The sequence below is a fragment of the Microbacterium sp. LWO13-1.2 genome, assembly GCF_038397725.1.
GTDB lineage: Bacteria > Actinomycetota > Actinomycetes > Actinomycetales > Microbacteriaceae > Microbacterium.
The window spans coordinates 934854-952984 of the sequence record NZ_CP151634.1 but is presented as its reverse complement, the minus strand read 5'-3'; the positions used below and the strand labels follow the sequence as shown (position 1 = coordinate 952984).

Annotated in this window: 12 protein-coding genes; 7 read left to right on the top strand and 5 right to left on the bottom strand. The window is 68.1% G+C overall.

Annotated features, from left to right (window positions below; translation table 11 throughout):
• Positions 1-62: 62 nt before the first annotated feature.
• Together argG and MRBLWO13_RS04465 are read right to left on the bottom strand one after the other, a co-directional pair.
• Complete coding sequence (gene argG / locus MRBLWO13_RS04470; RefSeq protein WP_341976604.1) at positions 63-1508, bottom strand: argininosuccinate synthase; 1446 nt, start codon at positions 1506-1508, stop codon at positions 63-65.
• Positions 1509-1591: 83 nt separating this feature from the next.
• Positions 1592-2005 (bottom strand): helix-turn-helix domain-containing protein, encoded by a 414-nt coding sequence (locus MRBLWO13_RS04465; RefSeq protein ID WP_341976603.1) that lies wholly within the window; start codon positions 2003-2005, stop codon positions 1592-1594.
• A 161-nt stretch (positions 2006-2166) separates the two neighbouring features.
• Between MRBLWO13_RS04465 and MRBLWO13_RS04460 the strand changes: the two genes are divergently transcribed.
• From MRBLWO13_RS04460 to MRBLWO13_RS04445, 4 genes are all read left to right on the top strand, one after another.
• The gene (locus tag MRBLWO13_RS04460) at positions 2167-3474 is read left to right on the top strand and encodes an MFS transporter (protein ID WP_341976602.1); all 1308 of its coding nucleotides are present in this window, start codon (positions 2167-2169) and stop codon (positions 3472-3474) included.
• 13 nt (positions 3475-3487) lie between these two features.
• Positions 3488-4279 (top strand): NAD(P)H-dependent oxidoreductase, encoded by a 792-nt coding sequence (locus MRBLWO13_RS04455; protein ID WP_341976601.1) that lies wholly within the window; start codon positions 3488-3490, stop codon positions 4277-4279.
• 160 nt (positions 4280-4439) lie between these two features.
• Positions 4440-5408, top strand: coding sequence for an alpha/beta hydrolase (locus MRBLWO13_RS04450; protein WP_341976600.1), 969 nt, complete (start codon positions 4440-4442; stop codon positions 5406-5408).
• Between the two features lie 67 nt (positions 5409-5475).
• The gene (locus MRBLWO13_RS04445) at positions 5476-6471 is read left to right on the top strand and encodes a hypothetical protein (protein ID WP_341976599.1); all 996 of its coding nucleotides are present in this window, start codon (positions 5476-5478) and stop codon (positions 6469-6471) included.
• A 76-nt stretch (positions 6472-6547) separates the two neighbouring features.
• On the opposite strand, the gene MRBLWO13_RS04440 is transcribed toward MRBLWO13_RS04445, so the two are convergent.
• Positions 6548-7567, bottom strand: a complete 1020-nt coding sequence (locus MRBLWO13_RS04440; RefSeq protein WP_341976598.1) for a helix-turn-helix transcriptional regulator — start codon at positions 7565-7567, stop codon at positions 6548-6550.
• A 145-nt stretch (positions 7568-7712) separates the two neighbouring features.
• Complete coding sequence (locus MRBLWO13_RS04435) at positions 7713-8444, bottom strand: hypothetical protein (protein WP_341976597.1); 732 nt, start codon at positions 8442-8444, stop codon at positions 7713-7715.
• Between the two features lie 295 nt (positions 8445-8739).
• Between MRBLWO13_RS04435 and MRBLWO13_RS04430 the strand changes: the two genes are divergently transcribed.
• The 3 genes from MRBLWO13_RS04430 (at position 8740) to MRBLWO13_RS04420 (ending at position 17043) form a co-directional block, all read left to right on the top strand.
• Positions 8740-14439: an SdrD B-like domain-containing protein gene (locus tag MRBLWO13_RS04430; RefSeq protein ID WP_341976596.1), complete on the top strand. Its 5700-nt coding sequence runs from the start codon at positions 8740-8742 to the stop codon at positions 14437-14439.
• Between the two features lie 172 nt (positions 14440-14611).
• On the top strand, positions 14612-15901 hold the full coding sequence (locus MRBLWO13_RS04425) for a right-handed parallel beta-helix repeat-containing protein (RefSeq protein WP_341976595.1): 1290 nt from the start codon (positions 14612-14614) through the stop codon (positions 15899-15901).
• Complete coding sequence (locus MRBLWO13_RS04420; RefSeq protein WP_341976594.1) at positions 15898-17043, top strand: Dyp-type peroxidase; 1146 nt, start codon at positions 15898-15900, stop codon at positions 17041-17043. Before MRBLWO13_RS04425 ends, MRBLWO13_RS04420 begins: the two co-directional genes overlap by 4 nt.
• 39 nt (positions 17044-17082) lie before the next feature.
• Here the strand turns inward: MRBLWO13_RS04420 and MRBLWO13_RS04415 are convergent, their stop codons facing one another.
• Entirely contained in the window at positions 17083-18123 is a 1041-nt protein-coding gene (locus tag MRBLWO13_RS04415; protein ID WP_341976593.1) for a LacI family DNA-binding transcriptional regulator, read from the bottom strand.
• Positions 18124-18131 lie beyond the last annotated feature (8 nt).

Genomic DNA, 18131 nt, shown 5'->3' with positions numbered 1-18131 from the left:
GAGAGCGCAGAAACGACGATGGGGACGGATGCCGCAGCATCCGCCCCCATCGAGGAGAAGCGTCAGTCGGTGCCGGAGTCGAAGGCCGCGCCCTCGGATGCCGTGTCCACCGCATCCGCGAGCGACTCGTCGGCCTCGGAGATCGAGCCGTGAACGGCTTCCGTGATCTCGCCGGATTCGCCGGCGGTCACGCGGCCGACCAGTTCGGCGGTCGCACCGCCCACGAGACCCAGCCCCGCGTACTGCTCGAGGCGGGCACGCGAGTCCGCGATGTCGAGGTTGCGCATCGTGAGCTGTCCGATGCGGTCCACCGGGCCGAACGCGGCGTCGCCGACCCGCTCCATCGAGAGCTTCTCCGGGCCGTACGAAAGGTTCGGGGAGACCGTGTCGAGGATGGTCCAGTCGTCACCGCGACGCAGGCGGATCGTGACGGTGCCGGAGATCGTGGACCCGGCCCAGCGCTGGATCGACTCGCGCAGCATCAGCGACTGCGGCTCGAGCCAGCGGCCTTCGTACATCAGGCGCCCGAGACGGCGTCCCTGCTCGTGGTACGTGGCGAGGGTGTCTTCGTTGAGGATGCCGTTCACCAGGCGCTCGTAGGCGATGAACAGCAGTGCCATCGCGGGCGCCTCGTAGATGCCGCGAGACTTCGCCTCGATGATGCGGTTCTCGATCTGGTCGCTCATGCCGAGGCCGTGGCGGCCGCCGATCGTGTTCGCCTCCAGCACCAGCGCGACCGGGTCGGAGTACTCGACGCCGTTGAGCGCGACCGGGCGCCCCTTCTCGAAGGTGACGGTGACGTCTTCGGTCTCGATCGCGACGGAGGGGTCCCAGAACTTCACGCCCATGATCGGGTCGACCGTCTCGAGCGAGACGTCGAGGTGCTCGAGCGTCTTCGCCTCGTGCGTCGCGCCCCAGATGTTCGCGTCGGTGGAGTACGCCTTCTCGGCGGAGTCGCGGTACGGGAAGTCGTGGGCGACGAGCCAGTCGCTCATCTCCTTGCGGCCGCCGAGTTCGGTGACGAAGTCGGCGTCGAGCCACGGCTTGTAGATGCGCAGACGCGGGTTCGCGAGCAGTCCGTAGCGGTAGAACCGCTCGATGTCGTTGCCCTTGTAAGTCGAGCCGTCGCCCCAGATGTCGACGCCGTCCTCCTTCATCGCGCGCACCAGCAGCGTGCCGGTGACCGCGCGGCCGAGGGGCGTCGTGTTGAAGTACGTCTTGCCGCCGGAGCGAATGTGGAAGGCGCCGCAGGCGAGGGCGACGAAGCCCTCCTCGACCAGAGCGGTCTTGCAGTCGATCAGGCGCGCGGCCTCGGCGCCGTACTCGAGCGCACGACCGGGGATCGATTCGATGTCGCCCTCGTCGGGCTGGCCGAGGTCGCCCGTATAGGTGAAGGGCACCGCGCCCTTCTCGCGCATCCACGCGACGGCCACGGAGGTGTCGAGGCCCCCCGAGAAAGCGATGCCGACGCGCTCGCCGACGGGCAGGGACTGGAGGACCTTGGACATGGTTCCCAGTCTATCGGCGGGCTGTCGGCTGTTTCGGCGGGCGACGAGCATTCCGCCGCCGACCCGCAACGGGACCCTCGAGGTCAGCGCGCGTCGGCGGCCTCGAGTTCGACGAGCAGCTCGGGCTCGGCTGCCGTCCGTGCCAGCTCGCGTCGCTGGTGCGCGGCGTAGCGACCGCCCCAGCTCGTCAGCGCGTCGACGAGCGGCATCGCCCCCCGGCCGAGGTCGCTCAGCCGGTACTCGACCTTGGGTGGGACCTGCCGATAGACAGTGCGGATGACGAGCCCGTCGTCTTCCAGCTCGCGCAGCTGTCGGGTCAGCACGCGAGCGGTCGGCTCGTCGAGCAGCCTGCTGAGCTCGCCGAACCGCAGCACCTCGTGCTGGCCGAGAAGGCTGAGGATGCTGGGCTTCCAGGCCCCGCCGAGCACCGCGATCGAGACCTCGGCGTCGCACGCGTCTGCCCAGTCCCGGATGATGCGCTCCGTTTTCTCCCTCATCGGTCTGCCTTCCATTCACGCCATAGTATCCAAAAGGTCACTATGTACCCTCAATGACCGTACTTGTCAGAAGTGTACTAGCCCCTGAGACTGAGATGGTGACCTTCCCGACACCCGTAATAGCCGCTCGCCCCCGCTCGGCCCTCCACCCGTGGCTCGCCATGATCCCGCTGCTTCTCGGCATCCTGATCGGCGCGCTCGCGATCAGCAGCATGTCGACAGCGCTTCCGGCGATCCGAGGCGACCTCACCCTCAGTGACAGCGGCGCTCTCTGGCTCGTCGACGTCTATGCGCTCTCTCTCGCCGCGACGCTGATCATCGCCGCGCGGATCGGCGACGCGTTCGGGCGCAAACGGATCGTGCTCCTCGGGCTCGCCGGCTTCGCAGTGCTCAACGCCGTGGGCGGGTTCGCCCAGGACGGGATGCTGCTGGTCGTGGTGCGGGCTCTGCTGGGCGTCGCCGAGGCCTTCGTCGTGGCCGGCGTCGTGGCCACGATCGGAGCGCAGTATCACGCACGCCAGCGCGTGCTGGCGTACGGGCTGTGGACCGCGACCTTCGGCGCAGGCAGCGCTCTGGGTCCGGTGCTCGGCGGACTCGTCACGGAGGGTCCAGGGTGGCGCTGGCTATTGCTGGGCAGCGTGCCGCTCGCGGTCGTCGCCGGCGTGCTCGCGATCTGGCTCGTTCCTGATTCCCGCAGCTCGCGGCCACCGTCGTGGGACATCCTCAGCATCGTGTCGTCGATCGTCGCCCTCGGGGCTCTCGTCTTCGCCCTGCACGAGGTGCTCGCGGCTCCGCTCGCCGCGGGCATCGCAGGACTCGTCGCGGTCGTGACGCTCGTGTTCTTCATCCGCCGCCAGCGCACCCTGCGCGAACCCCTCATCGACATGCGACTCTTCCGAGTGCCCGGGTTCAGCCCTGCCATCGTGCGCATCGTGGCGAGCGGCGGTGTGTCGACGGCATCCGTGCTCCTGGTGAGTCTGCACCTGCAGGATGCCAGGGGGTACAGCGCGGCCGAAGCCGGGATCGCGATCCTTCCGCAGGCGGTGGCGATCGCGCTCGGCGGGGTGCTCGCACCCCTGTTCCTCCGATGGCTGACGTCACCAGCGCTGACAGTGCTGGCGCTCATGGTGCAGGGGGCGGGACTCGCCTGGCTCGCGACAGGGGTCGATCTCGTTGCGATCCCGCTCGTGCTGGTCGGGGTGGGGTTCGGGATCGCGGCCACGCTCGCCGCGACGACCCTCTTCGACGTGACGACCGACGACGACGCCGGCCAGGTCGGGGCGATCCAGGAGGTCGGCTTCGCCCTCGGCGGCGGCCTCGGAATCGCCGTGCTCGGCACGATCGCCTCGATCGTCGGGCATCGCGGCTTCATCGTCGCGCTCCTCCTTGCCACCGGGATGGTCGTCGCCGCAGCGCTCCTGCCGCTCTGGAGGCGCGCGCCCAAGCCCTCTGTCCGCGAATCCCGCTGAAGAAAGGCCGCCCGTGTCCGCAACGCGCCCGACCGTCCACTGGATCTACGCACACCCCCAGGAGAACTCGTTCAACGCCCGGCTGTTCCGTGACGGGCGGGAGGCGCTGTCGCGCGACTACGACGTGCAGACGACCGACCTCTATCGCCAGCGGTTCGATCCTGTGCTCGCGGCCCCGGATCTGGGCGACCCGCAGGGGAGGGAAGGCAACGTCGTCGACCTCATGGGCGAGGCGTATGCCGAGGGGCAGGTGCCGTCCGATGTGAGCGAGGAGCAGCGCAAGCTTCAGGCAGCCGATCTCGTCGTGCTCCAGTTCCCGCTGTGGTGGTACGGACCCCCGGCGATCCTCAAGGGGTGGTTCGATCGCGTGCTGACCAACGGGTTCGCCTACGGTCCGCTCGACCCGCACACCGGTCTGCCTCTGCGCTACGGCGACGGCCTGCTCGCCGGGCGCCGTGCCCTCGTGATCGTGACGGCCGGTGAGGACGACCGTTCCCTCGGAGAACGGGGCGTGAGCGGAGACGTGGACTCGTTGCTGTTCCCGCTCACCCATGGCACCCTCTGGTACACCGGGATCGAGCCGCTCGACCTGCACGTCGTCCACGACGCCGACGGGTTGGAGTCGACGGGGGTCGATCACGAGAGCGCGCGGCTGGTCGAACGGCTCTCCGGGATCCGCGCCGAATCGCCGAGCACCCCCTACCGCCGACTCCGCGACGGCGAGTACCACGGCACCCGAGCACTCCGAGCGGATCTGCTTCCCGGTCGCACCGACCTCGGTATCCATCGCGTCCCGATCGGCTGAACGGCGTACGGAGAGAAGGCGACTCGAGCAGGCCCAGGACCCGCCACTCGGCGGTCGAATGTCGGCGGATCGGCCGCGCTCGGCGGGTTACGCTCGTGTGCGACGTGCAGGAGGCTGGCGGAGCGCCGCTGCGCTGGCGGCCGAGAACAAAGGAGTTCTGATGACTGACGTCACTCTTCGCCCGCCCTTCGATCCCGAACTCGAGGCGGCTCTCGCGCTCATCGGCGACCAGATCCCTCCCACCCTGACAGCGGAGATGATCCCGCTGCTCCGGCAGGCGCCCGTCGGCGGTTCGGACGAGACGCTGCAGGTGCTCGCCGATCGCGGCTTCACCTGGCGCGACGTCACCATCGCCGGTCATGAGGGTGGAGAGATCATCGTCACGGTGATCGAGAAGGAGGGGCGCACGGGGACCGGTCCCGGCTTCTTCCACACGCACGGCGGCGGCATGATCATCGGCAACCGTTGGCTCGGAGTCGTCGGCTTCCTCGATTGGGCGGAGCGGTACAACGGGGCGATCGTGACGGTCGAGTACCGGCTCGCACCGGAGTTCCCCGATCCCTACCCGGTCGAGGACTGCTATGCCGGATTGGTCTGGACCGCGGAGAACGCCGCAGAACTCGGAGTCGATCCGAACCGGTTGCTGATCGGCGGCGCAAGCGCGGGCGGTGGGCTGGCCGCCGGCACGGCCCTGCTCGCTCGGGACCGGAAGGGGCCGGCGCTGATCGGGCAGCTGCTCATCTGCCCGATGCTCGACGACCGCGACTCGACAGTATCGGCGCAGCAGATCGACGGCATCGGTGTCTGGGACCGAGGGTCGAATCTCACGGGCTGGACCGCACTGCTCGGAGACCGCCGCGGCTCCGCGGACGTCACGGTGTACGCCTCGCCGGCGAGGGCGACCGATCTCTCCGGACTTCCTCCCGCGTTCATCGACTGCGGCAGCGCCGAGGTCTTCCGCGATGAGGATGTGGCCTACGCGACGAAGCTCTGGAAGGACGGGGTGCAGGCCGAACTGCACGTCTGGGCCGGCGGCTTCCACGGGTTCGACATGTTCGCACCCCACGCCGCCGTGTCGCAGGCGACCGCCGCTGCGCGCGACAACTGGGTGAACCGCCTGCTCGGTTGAACTCGCACCCTATGGGGTCGCGGCGCGCGACCCCATAGGGTGGAACTCCCGCGCGATGGAGCCCGACATGCAAGATCTGCTGGGGCGGCTCACCGCCCTCGACCCGGATGCGAGCGAGACGCTCAAAGTCGTCTCCTACTTCGATGCGCTCGTCCAGCACTCCGTCGGCGTCGAGAGCACGCTGCGGGGGGCGGCCGTGCTCAGCGGAGCCACGGTCGGGCAGCGCGACGGCCGGCAGCTCGTCCGAATCCGGGCCGACGGCGTGCGCATCGATCCCGTCGATCCTGGCGGTGCCTGGACGCTGCGGGAAGTCGGAACCGATGCCGTCGCCTGGATCGAGCGCGAGGGCGCGCCCCACACGAACGACGCGATGATCCTCGAGCGGCTCGCGCTGGCGCTCGGCATCATCCGCGCGCGTCGCTCCGTCGGGGCGGAGAGCGCCGTCGAGCTCGCGATCAGCACGTACGCGAACACGGAGGAGCGGGCAGCGGCCGTGTCGAGGCTTCGCCTGCCCGCCGGTCTGGTGCGTGTCGTCGCCTCGCCGCCGGAGCCGGCACCGCTGCCGCAGCATCCGTCCGCCGTGGTCGCGACCCGCCACGGCCTCACCCGCGCGACGATTGTGGATGCCGCCAGTGACGCGCTGCAGGCGTGGGGTGACGCCTCAGGCCTGCGTCTCGGCGTGGGACTTGCCGTCTCCGGCGCACAGATCCCGGCATCCTGGTCGGCTGCTCTGGTCGCCGCGCGACTTTCCAGTCCGGCGGAGCGGGTGATCCACGCCGATGAGCTCGGTCTCGGGCTCATCGTCGCCCAGGCGGCGGACGGCGAACCCCCGCATCCCGACGTGACTGCCCTGGCCCGCCTGGATGAGCGCAGTCTCGAACTGCTGGATGCTGTCATCGACGAGCACAGTGTGCGGGCGGCCGCCATCCGTCTGGGAAGGCATCATTCCAGCGTGCAAGAACGCCTGGCCTCTCTCGTGGAGACCCTGGGGTACGACCCGCGCACTTCCCGCGGGCACACCCGCTACGCGCTCGCACGGATGCTGTTGACGCTCGCCGGCTGAAGCCTGCTCACTTCGCTGTCGCGGCACCGGTCGGCGCCGAGTCGGCCGACAGGTGCCGGTGCCAGTGCAGTTTTCGTCATGGGGCCGGGATCGAGAGAATCGACAAGGGTTCCGACTTCTCGGCGATCGCGCGCGTCGGTACCGGAGTGGTGATCCGCCGCACGCGCGTGGCCGATGGCCGTTCGCCATAGCGTCGTTGATAGGAGTTACTGAAGGTGCTCAGGTCGCGGAACCCGGATGCGGTTGAGATCTGCCCGATGCTCAGTGCTCGTGACTCGGGGTCCTTCAGGAGGCGCCGAGCGACCTTGAGACGCTCCTCCCGGATGAGGTCGGATGGCGTGGTTCCGTGCAGGCGAAGTTGCGTCTGCACGTGTCGCAAGGACCACCCGAGGCGCGCGGCCAGCGCGAAGCCGTCGAGCGCGGGGTCATGGGCGCGTTCCCGGATGATCTGCCGGAGCGACGCGAGCAGCGCCCAGGACAACTCTGTGGGGGGCTCCGTCGACGCGGGATTGGCGAGCATCACCAGGAGGTCGACGACGTGGTCGAGCATGAGGTCGAATGAGGTGACATCCAGATGATCGCGTTCCTGATGGACGAGCCGGAGCTGGTCCTTCAGGATTCGCCCGATGCCTCGACTGAGATCGAGGTGGAGGGGGGCGGGATCTCCGGCGTTGTCCGGTGGAGGCATCCGGACCCGGTCGCGATGGATGATCAGTGCCATATAGGCGAAGCCATTTCCGTCGCGAAGCTCGAGAAGCTCGGAATCCGCACAGACCAGGGCGCCCCAAGGCCTCCCCGAATCGCGAGCGCCGCTGACCGATAGAGCTCCGGTGTCGTTGACGAAGGGAATGTAGAAGGACGCCACCTCGGGCGGAACGTGATGGGGCTGGTGCGGTGAACGCGCCACTCCCGGGCACTCCTCACGCCATCCGACGACCTGATACCGGGTGGATCGCTGGCGCACGACGTCGGCGGAGCAGTCCGTGGAGAGATCGACCCGATGCGGCGCGAGGAGCGACGACACCTGACTCATCCACCACTCACCCTGGATCCGCTGCGAGGGGTCGCGCGTGGTCAGCGTCTCAACCGAGTACACGAGCACCTCCATCGGAACTCTGCGCTGACGATGCATCGAGTGCTCGCCGAACGTGCAGTTTTTCCAGCCATCCCCAGGCTTTCCGGCACAGGCTAACACCCGAAATGGAAGGTTGGCAACCGTTTGCCAATTGTGAGCGGGAACGCTAGTCCGAAGTGAGACCTTCTCCGAGATCGACGCCCTCGGCGTCGGCGAACTCGATGACGACCGGTGACGCATCGTCGCCGCGGGGAAGCTCGACGCGGAGGAGCGTGCCATCGCTCAGCACCCAGTAGTGCGCGCGATCCTCGATCGGCTGCGCAGACCCGCCTGAGGCGCTCGGACCGACCAGCACCTGCGCGGTGACGCTCCCGGATTCGGTGCGAATGTCTTCTGTGCCGAGCGAGACCGCATCGGACTGCCGCAGCAGCTGCGGGTTCTCGGGTCGGTCGGACCCGAGGGAGACCAGTACCGCGATGGCCCCCGCAAGGGCGGAGTCCGACGGATCGAACTCCTGACTCAGCCACCCATCTTCCGGGATCGGCAGGATGGGCTCGCTCGTCGTCGGTTGCTCGCGGATCGATAGCGTCTGGGCCGATGCCTTCAATAGGCCGACGGGCGTGCCGTCTTGGGTGACGGCCCCGTAGACGAGGCCATCGGGAAAGTCGACGTAGCCGCTCACGGCAACCTCGCCCGCAGCATCCGGAGATGACAAGGTGAACGACCGCGTTCCGAGATCGAAGTTGTGGAAGCGCGTGACCGCGAAGAGCTCCGCTTCCTCCACGCTCAGCGGCTGCGGGTCAGGCTCCGATGGCGTCGCCGCACAGCCGGCCATCGAGCCCAGCAGCAGAACCGAGGCGAGGATGACGCGGAATGAAGTCGATCTGCGACACCGCACGCCCCGATCGTACTAGCCGCATCATGGACGAAGCGGAGCCGAACATTTTCTCCTGACGCATCGTTTTTTCCCACGTTGTGGCGCTTCCCGCCTTCTCGGTAATTTTCGAAACGAAGAACGGGCCGCGCTGCGGCCCGTTGGTTGTCGTGGGCAGGGGAGACCGTCGGTCGGACCTGCTCACCCTGGGATGGGGAGCCCCATGTTCGAGAGATTCAGTCCACACGCGCGCACACCGTTGCGCGCGGCCACCGCGGGAATAGCCACTGTCGCGCTTGCCGCCAGCAGCATCCTGTTCATGAGCGCACCAGCGAGTGCAGCATCCGGGACGGTCACCGGCATGGTCTTCCGAGACCTGGCGAGCAACGGGGTGTTCGATTCCGACCCTCTCGCCGACCAGCCGCTGGCCGGAGTGACGGTCACGGCGTACGACTCCGCGGGGGCGGCAGTCGGAACGGCGCAGTCCGCAGCCGACGGCACCTACACCCTTGACGTCGTGGACGCCGCGACGGATGACGTGCGCGTCCAGTTCACCGGTGTGCCGGCAGGGTACGAGCCCGCTTCGCACGGAGCCGGAAACGGCACCAGCGTGCAGTTCGTCACCATCGGCGCCACCGACATCGACTACGGCGTCAACGCGCCCGACGACTACTCGCAGGGCGGCAGCGTGCCGCTCGCTCTGCCGATCCGCTGGACGGGTCTGCGTGATGGTTTCTCCACCGCCGAGCGCCCCTCCATCGTGAGCGTGCCGTGGGATGCGACTCTCAACGGCAACGGCGAGTACGACCAGCGCACCACCCTCGCCGAGTACAGCGAGACCGGATCGCTGTGGGGTACTGCCTACCGGCGCACCACGGGCGACCTCTTCAGCTCGGCGACGCTGCAGCGTCACTCCGACCTCGGTCCCCTCGGCCTCGGCGGCATCTACCTCGTCCCGAACGCCCTGAACGAAGGCGGCACCCTCGGCACGCCCGGAGCCGTCGAGGAATGGCTCGACGTGCAGGGCCTGCCCATCGCGGGCGGCGGCACCGTCGACCTCGGCGAGAGCACGATCGACTGGGACGCCCGTGGCCTGAACGGCCCGACGAACCCGGCTCACGACACGCAGGCCTATGACGCGATCGGCAAGATCGGCATCGGCGACATCGAGGTCAGCTCTGACCAGAAGACGCTGTACTTCGTCAACCTGTTCGACAAGAACCTCTACGCGATCGACATCGCGAACCCGACCGAGGCCACCCGCATTCCGCTGAACCTCGTCGAGGGCGAGCGTCCGTGGGCCATCGAGGTGCATCACGGTCAGGTCTACATCGGCTACGTGCAGACCGGCGAGGGCAACGGGAACGCCGCGGTGACGGACCAGCAGCTGTTCGTGCGTGCGGCATCCGATGCCGATCTCACGCCGCTCGGCACCGCCGGATCGCAGATCTTCGCGACCGGGCTCGACTACGTCAAGGGCTCGCCCGGATCAGACGGCATCGACTCGCGCTTCTTCACTTGGAAGAGCTGGACGACCGCGGCCGACTACGACCGCGACCTGTACTCCTTCGCGAACCTCAGCGACCCTGCGCCGATGATGAACTGGTCGCAGGCCATGCTCACCGACCTCACGTTCACGAGCGAGGGCAACCTTGTTCTCGGCCTGGCAGACCGCTCCGGATGGCAGCTCGGCAACGAGAACTACGGCCCGCTGGACGGCCAGACCGATCTCACACAGGGCGTCTCGGCCGGCGACACGCTCGTCGCCGGTGTGCAGGGTGACGGTTCGTACGTGCTCGAGAACGACGGCGTCGTCGGAGACCTGGAAACCTCGGGCACGCTCCCGAACCAGGGCCCCGGCGGGCGCGAGTTCATCGACGACTCCTTCATCAACGCGAGCAACGACCAGCGCCAGCACAACGAGATCACGCTCGGCGGCCTGGCTTCCATCGCCGGTTTCGAGGACGTCGTGACGACGGCCATGGACCCGACCGAGGGTGCATCGCGCACCGGCATCCGCTGGAGCAGCGCGACCGACGGCAGCAACTCCAACGGCTACCAGGTGACCCAGTCGGGTCACGAGGGCAGCTTCGAGAAGTCGGGCGGTCTCGGTGACCTGCAGGCGCTCGTGAATGCGGCACCGGTCGAGATCGGCAACCGCGTGTGGTTCGACGCCGACCGTGACGGCATCCAGGATGCCGGCGAGCCGGCCGTCCCCGGTGTCACCGTGACCCTGCTCGACGAGGGCGGCCAGCCGGTCGCCGGCGTCGACCCGGTCGTGACCGATGCGAACGGCGAGTACTACTTCTCCGACATCGCGCCCGACCTCACCTACACGGTGGCGTTCGACTCCTCGACCGCCGACGTTTCAGGCCTTGCGGAGTTCGGTGTCACCGAACCGTCGCAGCTGTCCTGGACCGGCCGTGGTGACGACGCCGCTGCCGCCACGCGGGAGATCGACTCCAACGTGGACCCGGCGAACGGACGCGCTCCGGTCACGGTGGGTGGCCCCGGCCACAACGATCACACGATCGACGCCGGCCTGATCGTCCCGCCGACGGAGTGCACCGTGGGTGACTTCGTCTGGGTCGACGCGAACGAGAACGGCCTTCAGGACCAGGGCGAGGCCGGCGTCGCCGGTGCGACCGTGGAGCTGCTTGACGCCGAGGGCAATGTCGTGGACACGACGACGACAGACGCCAATGGCGCCTATCTCTTCGAGGGCATCGACTGCGGCACCTACCGGGTGCGGTTCACGATCTCCGAGGGCAACACGTTCACGACGCCTGGGGCGGGTGCGGACACTGCCGTGGACTCGAACCCGACGCCGTCGGACGAGAACCCGCTGGTCGGTGTGACTCCGGAGTTCGAGGTCACCCCGGAGAGCCCGGAGGATCTGACGATCGACGCGGGTATCGTCCCGGAATCTGAGCTCTGCACCGTGGGCGACTTCGTCTGGGTCGATGCGAACGAGAACGGAATCCAGGATGCCGGTGAGGCCGGTGTCGAGGGTGCGACCGTCGAGCTGCTGGATGCTGAAGGCAACGTTGTGGACACCACCACGACCGACGCTGCAGGCGCTTACCTCTTCGAGGACGTCGAGTGCACGACCTACAGCGTGCGCTTCACGATCCCCGAGGGCCACACGTTCACCTCGACCGCGACCGGCGATGACCGTGCTGTCGACTCGAACCCCACCCACACACAGGAGAATCCGCTCATCGGCGTGACTCCGCAGTTCGAGGTCACCCCGCAGAACCGCGAAGACCTGACCATCGACGCCGGTGTGGTCCCGGAGGCGCCGTTGTGCACCGTGGGCGACTTCGTCTGGGTCGACACGGATGCTGATGGCGTGCAGGATGCCGGGGAGGCTGGCGTTGCCGGTGTCACCGTCGAGCTGCTGAACGCAGAAGGCGACGTCGTCGCGACCGTCCAGACGGACGCGAACGGCGGATACGTGTTCTCCGGTGTGGAGTGCGCGACCTACCGGGTGCGGTTCACGATCCCTGAGGGCAACACCTTCACGACGCCGGATGCGGGTGATGACACTGCGGTGGACTCGAACCCGACGCCGACGCAGGAGAACCCGCTGATCGGTGTGACTCCGGAGTTCGAGGTCACCCCGGAGAACCCGGAGGATCTGACGATCGACGCCGGTATCGTCCCGGTCCCTGACGTGCTGTGCACCGTGGGTGACTTCGTGTGGGTCGATGCGGATCGCGATGGCGTGCAGGATGCCGCTGAGGCTGGCGTTGCCGGTGTCACGGTCGAGCTGCTGAACGCTGAGGGTGACGTCGTCGAGACGGCCACGACCGACGCCAACGGCGGGTACCTGTTCGACGACATCGAGTGCGGCACCTACCGGGTGCGGTTCACGATCCCCGAGGGCAACACCTTCACCACGCCGACGGCGGGCGACGACACCGAGGTGGACTCGAACCCGACGCCGACGCAGGAGAACCCGCTCGTGGGCCTGACCCCGGAGTTCACCGTCACCGAGGAGAACAACGAGGACCTCACGATCGATGCGGGCATCGTCCCCGAGGTGCTGTGCACCGTGGGTGACTTCGTCTGGCTCGATGCGGATCGCGACGGCATTCAGGACCAGGGCGAAGCCCCGGTCGCCGGTGTCACGGTCGAGCTGCTGAACGCTGAGGGTGCAGTGGTCGCCACTGTGACGACCGATGCTGCAGGCGCGTACCTGTTCGACGACATCGAGTGCGGCACCTACCGGGTGCGGTTCACGATCCCCGAGGGCAACACCTTCACCACGCCGACGGCGGGCGACGACACCGAGGTGGACTCGAACCCGACGCCGTCGGACGAGAACCCGCTGGTCGGTGTGACTCCGGAGTTCGAGGTCACCCCGGAGAACCCGGAGGATCTCACGATCGATGCCGGTATCGTTCCGGTTCTCTGCACCATCGGCAACTTCGTCTGGGTCGATGTGGATGCTGATGGCATCCAGGACGAAAGTGAAGTGGGTATCGCCGGTGTCACCGTCGAGCTGCTCGATGCTGAAGGCAACGTCGTCGAGACGGCCACGACGGGTGCGGATGGTTCGTACCTGTTCGAGGACGTCGAGTGCGGCACCTACCGGGTGCGGTTCACCCTTCCTGAGGGCAACACGTTCACGACGCCGGATGCGGGTGATGACACTGCGGTGGACTCGAACCCGGTTCCGACGCAGGAGAACCCGCTGATCGGGGTGACTCCGGAGTTCGAGGTCACCCCGGTCGACCCGGAGGATCTCACGATCGACGCCGGTGTGGTTCCCGAGGTGCCCGTGTGCACCGTGGGTGACTTCGTCTGGGTCGACGCGGATCGCGACGGAATCCAGGACGCGGGCGAGGCCCCGGTCGCGGGTGCCACCGTGGAGCTGCTCGACGCCGAGGGCGAGGTCGTCGCGACGACCACGACCGATGCGAACGGTGGGTACCTGTTCGAGGGTGTGGAGTGCGCGACCTACCGTGTGCAGTTCACCATCCCCGCCGGTTACGAGTTCACGACGCCGGACGCCGGGAATGACACCACTGTCGACTCGAACCCGACGCCGTCGGACGAGAACCCGCTGGTCGGTGTGACTCCGGAGTTCGAGGTCACGCCGGAGAACCCGGAGGATCTGACGATCGACGCCGGTATCGTTCCGGTTCTCTGCACCATCGGCAACTTCGTCTGGGTCGATGTGGATGCTGATGGCATCCAGGACGAAAGTGAAGTCGGTATTGCCGGCGTCACCGTCGAGCTGCTGAACGCCGAAGGTGCAGTGGTCGCCACCGTGACGACCGATGCTGCAGGTGCGTACCTGTTCGAGGATGTCGAGTGCGGCACCTACCGGGTGCGGTTCACGCTTCCTGAGGGCCACACGTTCACGACGCCGGATGCGGGTGATGACACTTCGGTGGACTCGAACCCGGTTCCGACGCAGGAGAACCCGCTGATCGGGGTGACCCCGGAGTTCGAGGTCACCCCGGTGGACCCGGAGGATCTCACGATCGACGCCGGCGTGGTTCCCGAGGCGCCGGTGTGCACCATCGGTGACTTCGTCTGGTTGGACGAGGACAGGGATGGGATCCAAGATGCGGGCGAGGCCGGCATCGCGGGTGTCAAGGTCGAGCTCCTGAACGCAGACGGCGACGTCGTCGCCACTGTGACAACGGGTGCGGATGGTTCGTACCTGTTCGAGGGCGTCGAGTGCGGCACCTACCGGGTGCGGTTCACGCTTCCTGAGGGCAACACCTTCACGCCGCCGAATGCGGGCGACGACGACACTGTCGACTCGAACCCGACGCCGACGACGGGGAACCCGCTGATCGGTGTGACCCCGGAGTTCGAGGTCACCCCCGAGAACCAGGAGGATCTGACGATCGATGCCGGTGTGGTCAAGGCTCAGCCGCCGCTGGCTATCACCGGTGGTGGGCCCATGACGATCTCCATCGTCGCCGGCCTGATGCTCCTCCTCATCGGTGGTGGGCTCGTGGCGCTCCGTCGGCGCCAGACGGCAACGTCGGCCCAGTAAGGCCCAGTAGACAGGTGGGCCGGTCATCATGCGATGGCCGGCCCGCCTGTCTTGTTCGCGTCTCCAGCCCGTATCCCTCGAAGCGCCGTCCTCGAGAGGCGGCAGCGCCGCTGAGGGCGGTGATGAGCTCTGCGATGATTGACCGATCGATTCAGGGACAAAGGTTGGCAGCGTGAGAACACGATTCATTCGCTCCTCGGTGGTGGCTACCGTGGCGGTGATCGCGGCATCCCTGGTCGGCTGCGCCGCGAGCGCCCCCGAGCCTGCTGCCCGTGATCTCGTGCGCGTTCCCGAGGACGCGACGCTGGGCGAGGCGGGCACCCTCATCGCCGATGGGGGGATCATCCTGATCTCGCCCGGAACGTACACCGACTCGCTCGAGGTCCACGCCGACGACGTGACGGTTCGAGGGCTCGATCGGAATGGCGTTGTTCTCGACGGTGAACTCACACGCAGCAACGGCGTGGTCGGCACCGGAGAGCGGGTGACCGTCGAGAACCTCACGGTGCGCAACTTCCTGCAGAACGGCGTGCTGATCACGGGAGTCACAGACGAAAGCGGCGCGGGCGTCGCACGCGGCCCCGACGGATACCTGCCGGGCGATACCCCGCCTCCGGTGCCGGGGTATCTCGTGCAGGCCGTGACGGCGCAGAACAACGGGTTGTACGGGATCTATGCGTTCAACCGCACCGGCGGGGTCATCCGCGACAATCTGGCCAGTGGCGGCTCCGATTCCGGCATCTATGTCGGGCAGTGCGAAGACTGCAACGCGCTGGTGCAGGACAACGTGCTCGTCTCCAACGCCGCCGGCCTCGAGCTGGCGAACGCTTCGCAGGTCGTCGTGCAGGGCAACCGCATCGTCGGCAATCGCATCGGCATCAGCGTCCTGAGCAATTATCTGGAGGCGCACGGTCCCACGGCGTCGGTGCAGATCGTTGGCAATCTCATCGCGGACAACAACGAGCACGAGACGCCGGTGCATGCCGGCGGCGCGTTCGGCATCGGCGTCGGACTCGCGGGCACCGTCGACGCGGAGGTGCGCGCGAACACGATCTCCGGCAATGCTTCGGTGGGGATCTGGGTCACCTCGTCAGAGGATTTCGCGCCGATGGGCACTCGCGTGTCGGGGAACGCCTGGGGCGGCAACGCCCTTGATGCGGCATTCACGCCCGCCGCGGCCGCCCTCGGCTCGAACAACTGCTTCGAACTGGGGGCAGGAGCGACAGCCGATCCGGCTGAGCTCACCTCAGCCGGGTGTGCGGATCCTCTCCCCGCCGGCGTCTTCCGGCAGCCGCCGGCCCCGGACGGTGTGGTGTTCTCGGACGTGCCACTGCCTCCCGAGCGCACCGGCCTGAAAGACATGACAGAGGAGCCGCGCTCCCTGCCGGATCGTGTCGAGCTTCCCGACCTTTCCGGAATCGTCCCACCCGCCGTCGACCTGCTCGCCGAGGGGAACGGGTGAACGGTTCAGACGAAGCGGATGCCGCCACCCCGGAGGAGGCATCCAGCCCCGCGCCGCCCACCCGGCGGGGACTGTTCGCCGCCGCCGGAACCGCGCTGGTCGCCGGAGCCGCCGGATGGGCGCTGGGCCGGGCCGGCGAATCCGATGCACCCGCCGACACCCAGCCGGGAGAGCAACCGGGCGGTGCGGCGGCGTCTCCATCGGCGAGCCCCCTGCCGTCGGCGGAGCGGCGTCCAGGAATCACCTGGCCGGCGATTCCCCAGCGGTACGTCTGGGTCGGCGTCGTGAGTGTCCCGGGCCGGGACGCATCGGCGATTCGCGAGCTCGCGATCCGCGTTTCGCAGGAGTTGCCTGCGCTCCCCGAGGACGCGGGCGAGCCCACCGTCACGGTCGGGTTCGCTCCTGCGGTGGCCCGGTCGCTCTGGGGCGAACGGGCCTCGGCCATGATCGAGCTGCCGGCCTTCGCCCACGATGAAGAGAGCGTCGCCACCGGCGGAGATCTCGCGCTGCAGGTCTGTGCGGAGACGGCGGCGGCGGTCACGCAGATCGTCGTCGGCATCCGCAGAATGCTGGGCGATCACGTCCTCGAGTGGGAGCGGAGCGGGTATCGGGACGCACCGACTCCGCACGGCACGGCCCGGACATCGACCGGATTCGTGGACGGGATCGTGAACCCGAGAACCGCCGAGCTGCTCGCGGCGGGCGTCTGGACCGATGCGAAGCACCGCGACACCCATCTGGTGCTGCGGCGCATGCGGATCGTCCCCTCCTTCATCGCGCTCTCGGATGCCGATCAGGAGCGCGCGATCGGGCGACGCAAGGACACCGGCGCACCGCTGTCCGGCGGGGGACCGCTCGACGACGTCGATCTGTTCAGCAAGGCGGCTGATGGGCATCCGCTGACGCCGCGCACCAGCCATGCCCGTCGCGCCCATCCGGCGAACCTCGGTCGCGCGTTGATGCTTCGACGCAGCTACAGCTTCGATCCGGCCGAGGGCGCGGGGCTGCTGTTCATCGCCTACCTGGCTGATCCGCAGACCTTCATCGCGACCCAGCGACGGCTCGACGAAGACGATGACCTCATCGCGCACACCCGCACCGATGCCTCTGGCTGCTTCTTCGTGCCGGGAGATCTCACCTGAGACCGATGCTGCCGCGGACGCTCGCCGGCTGAGTCCTGCTCACATCCCGATGGCGGCCCCGGTCGACCCGCGCGTCTCCAACCGCGGTGTCGAATCGAGGAAGGCGTTCGGCGCAGCACCGCCGAGCACGTCGAACAGCCGCCGGGTGGCGTGCGCGCCAAAGGCGACCACGTCGTGGCTCAGCGTCGTGAGCGCCGGTGCCATGTACCGGCAGATCAGAGAGTCATCCCAGGCGATGACCGAGGCGTCCTCGGGTACGCGCAGGCCGGCGCGGGAGAAGACCGCGAGCGAGGCGATCGCCATGATGTCGTTGTCGTACACGAAGGCGGTCGGCGGATGCTCAGACGCCAGCGCCTGCTCCGTCGCACGCGCGCCCTCTTCCGGGGAGTAGTCGGTGCGCAGCAGCATGCCCTCGCACCCGAGGGCATGGATCTCGTCATCGAACGCCGCATTGCGGATCTGCGTGTGGGCGAGGTCGGAGAGACCGGCGATGCGCGCGATCCGGCGGTGCCCGAGCCCGGCGAGGGCCCTGACCGCCTCGCGCATCGCCTCGGCGTCGTCGGTCCACACCGTGGTGAGTCCCGGCGCCGCGGAAGGATCCGCGACGGCGACAGCCGGGAACTCCGGATGCTTGGCGAAGTACTCGGCGCGCGGATCGTCGACATGCAGATCGACGAGGAGCACCCCGTCGACGCGCCTGGTCGTGCGCCAGCGACGAAGCGTCTTCAGCTCACTCGCGGAATCCGGCGCCACTTGCAGCAGCAGGCCGTATCCGCGTGGCGACAGCTCGCTCTCCATCCCCGCGAGGAACTGCATGAAGAACGATTCGGCGCCGAGGCTTCGCGGGTCACGTGCCAGCACCAGGCCGAAGCTGTTCGTCTTCTTCGCCGTCAGCGCCTTGGCCGCGGCACCCGGCGCCCAGCCCAGCTCATCGGCCACCAGGAGGATCCGCGCCCTGGTGCTCTCCGAGACCCCCTTGCGTCCGTTGAGAGCGAAGGAAACCGCACCGGGAGACACACCGGCGCGCTCGGCGATCTCGGCGATCGTCACCGTCTGCTTCGCGTGCGCGCTGGTTCCCACCGTCGTAC

Excerpts from the sequence above, each read along its gene's own strand:
- argG (WP_341976604.1), bottom strand. The coding sequence starts at position 1,508 with ATGTCCAAGGTCCTCCAGTCCCTGCCCGTCGGCGAGCGCGTCGGCATC.
- MRBLWO13_RS04465 (WP_341976603.1), bottom strand. The coding sequence starts at position 2,005 with ATGAGGGAGAAAACGGAGCGCATCATCCGGGACTGGGCAGACGCGTGC.
- MRBLWO13_RS04460 (WP_341976602.1), top strand. The coding sequence starts at position 2,167 with ATGATCCCGCTGCTTCTCGGCATCCTGATCGGCGCGCTCGCGATCAGC.
- MRBLWO13_RS04450 (WP_341976600.1), top strand. The coding sequence starts at position 4,440 with ATGACTGACGTCACTCTTCGCCCGCCCTTCGATCCCGAACTCGAGGCG.
- MRBLWO13_RS04445 (WP_341976599.1), top strand. The coding sequence starts at position 5,476 with ATGCAAGATCTGCTGGGGCGGCTCACCGCCCTCGACCCGGATGCGAGC.
- MRBLWO13_RS04430 (WP_341976596.1), top strand. The coding sequence starts at position 8,740 with ATGAGCGCACCAGCGAGTGCAGCATCCGGGACGGTCACCGGCATGGTC.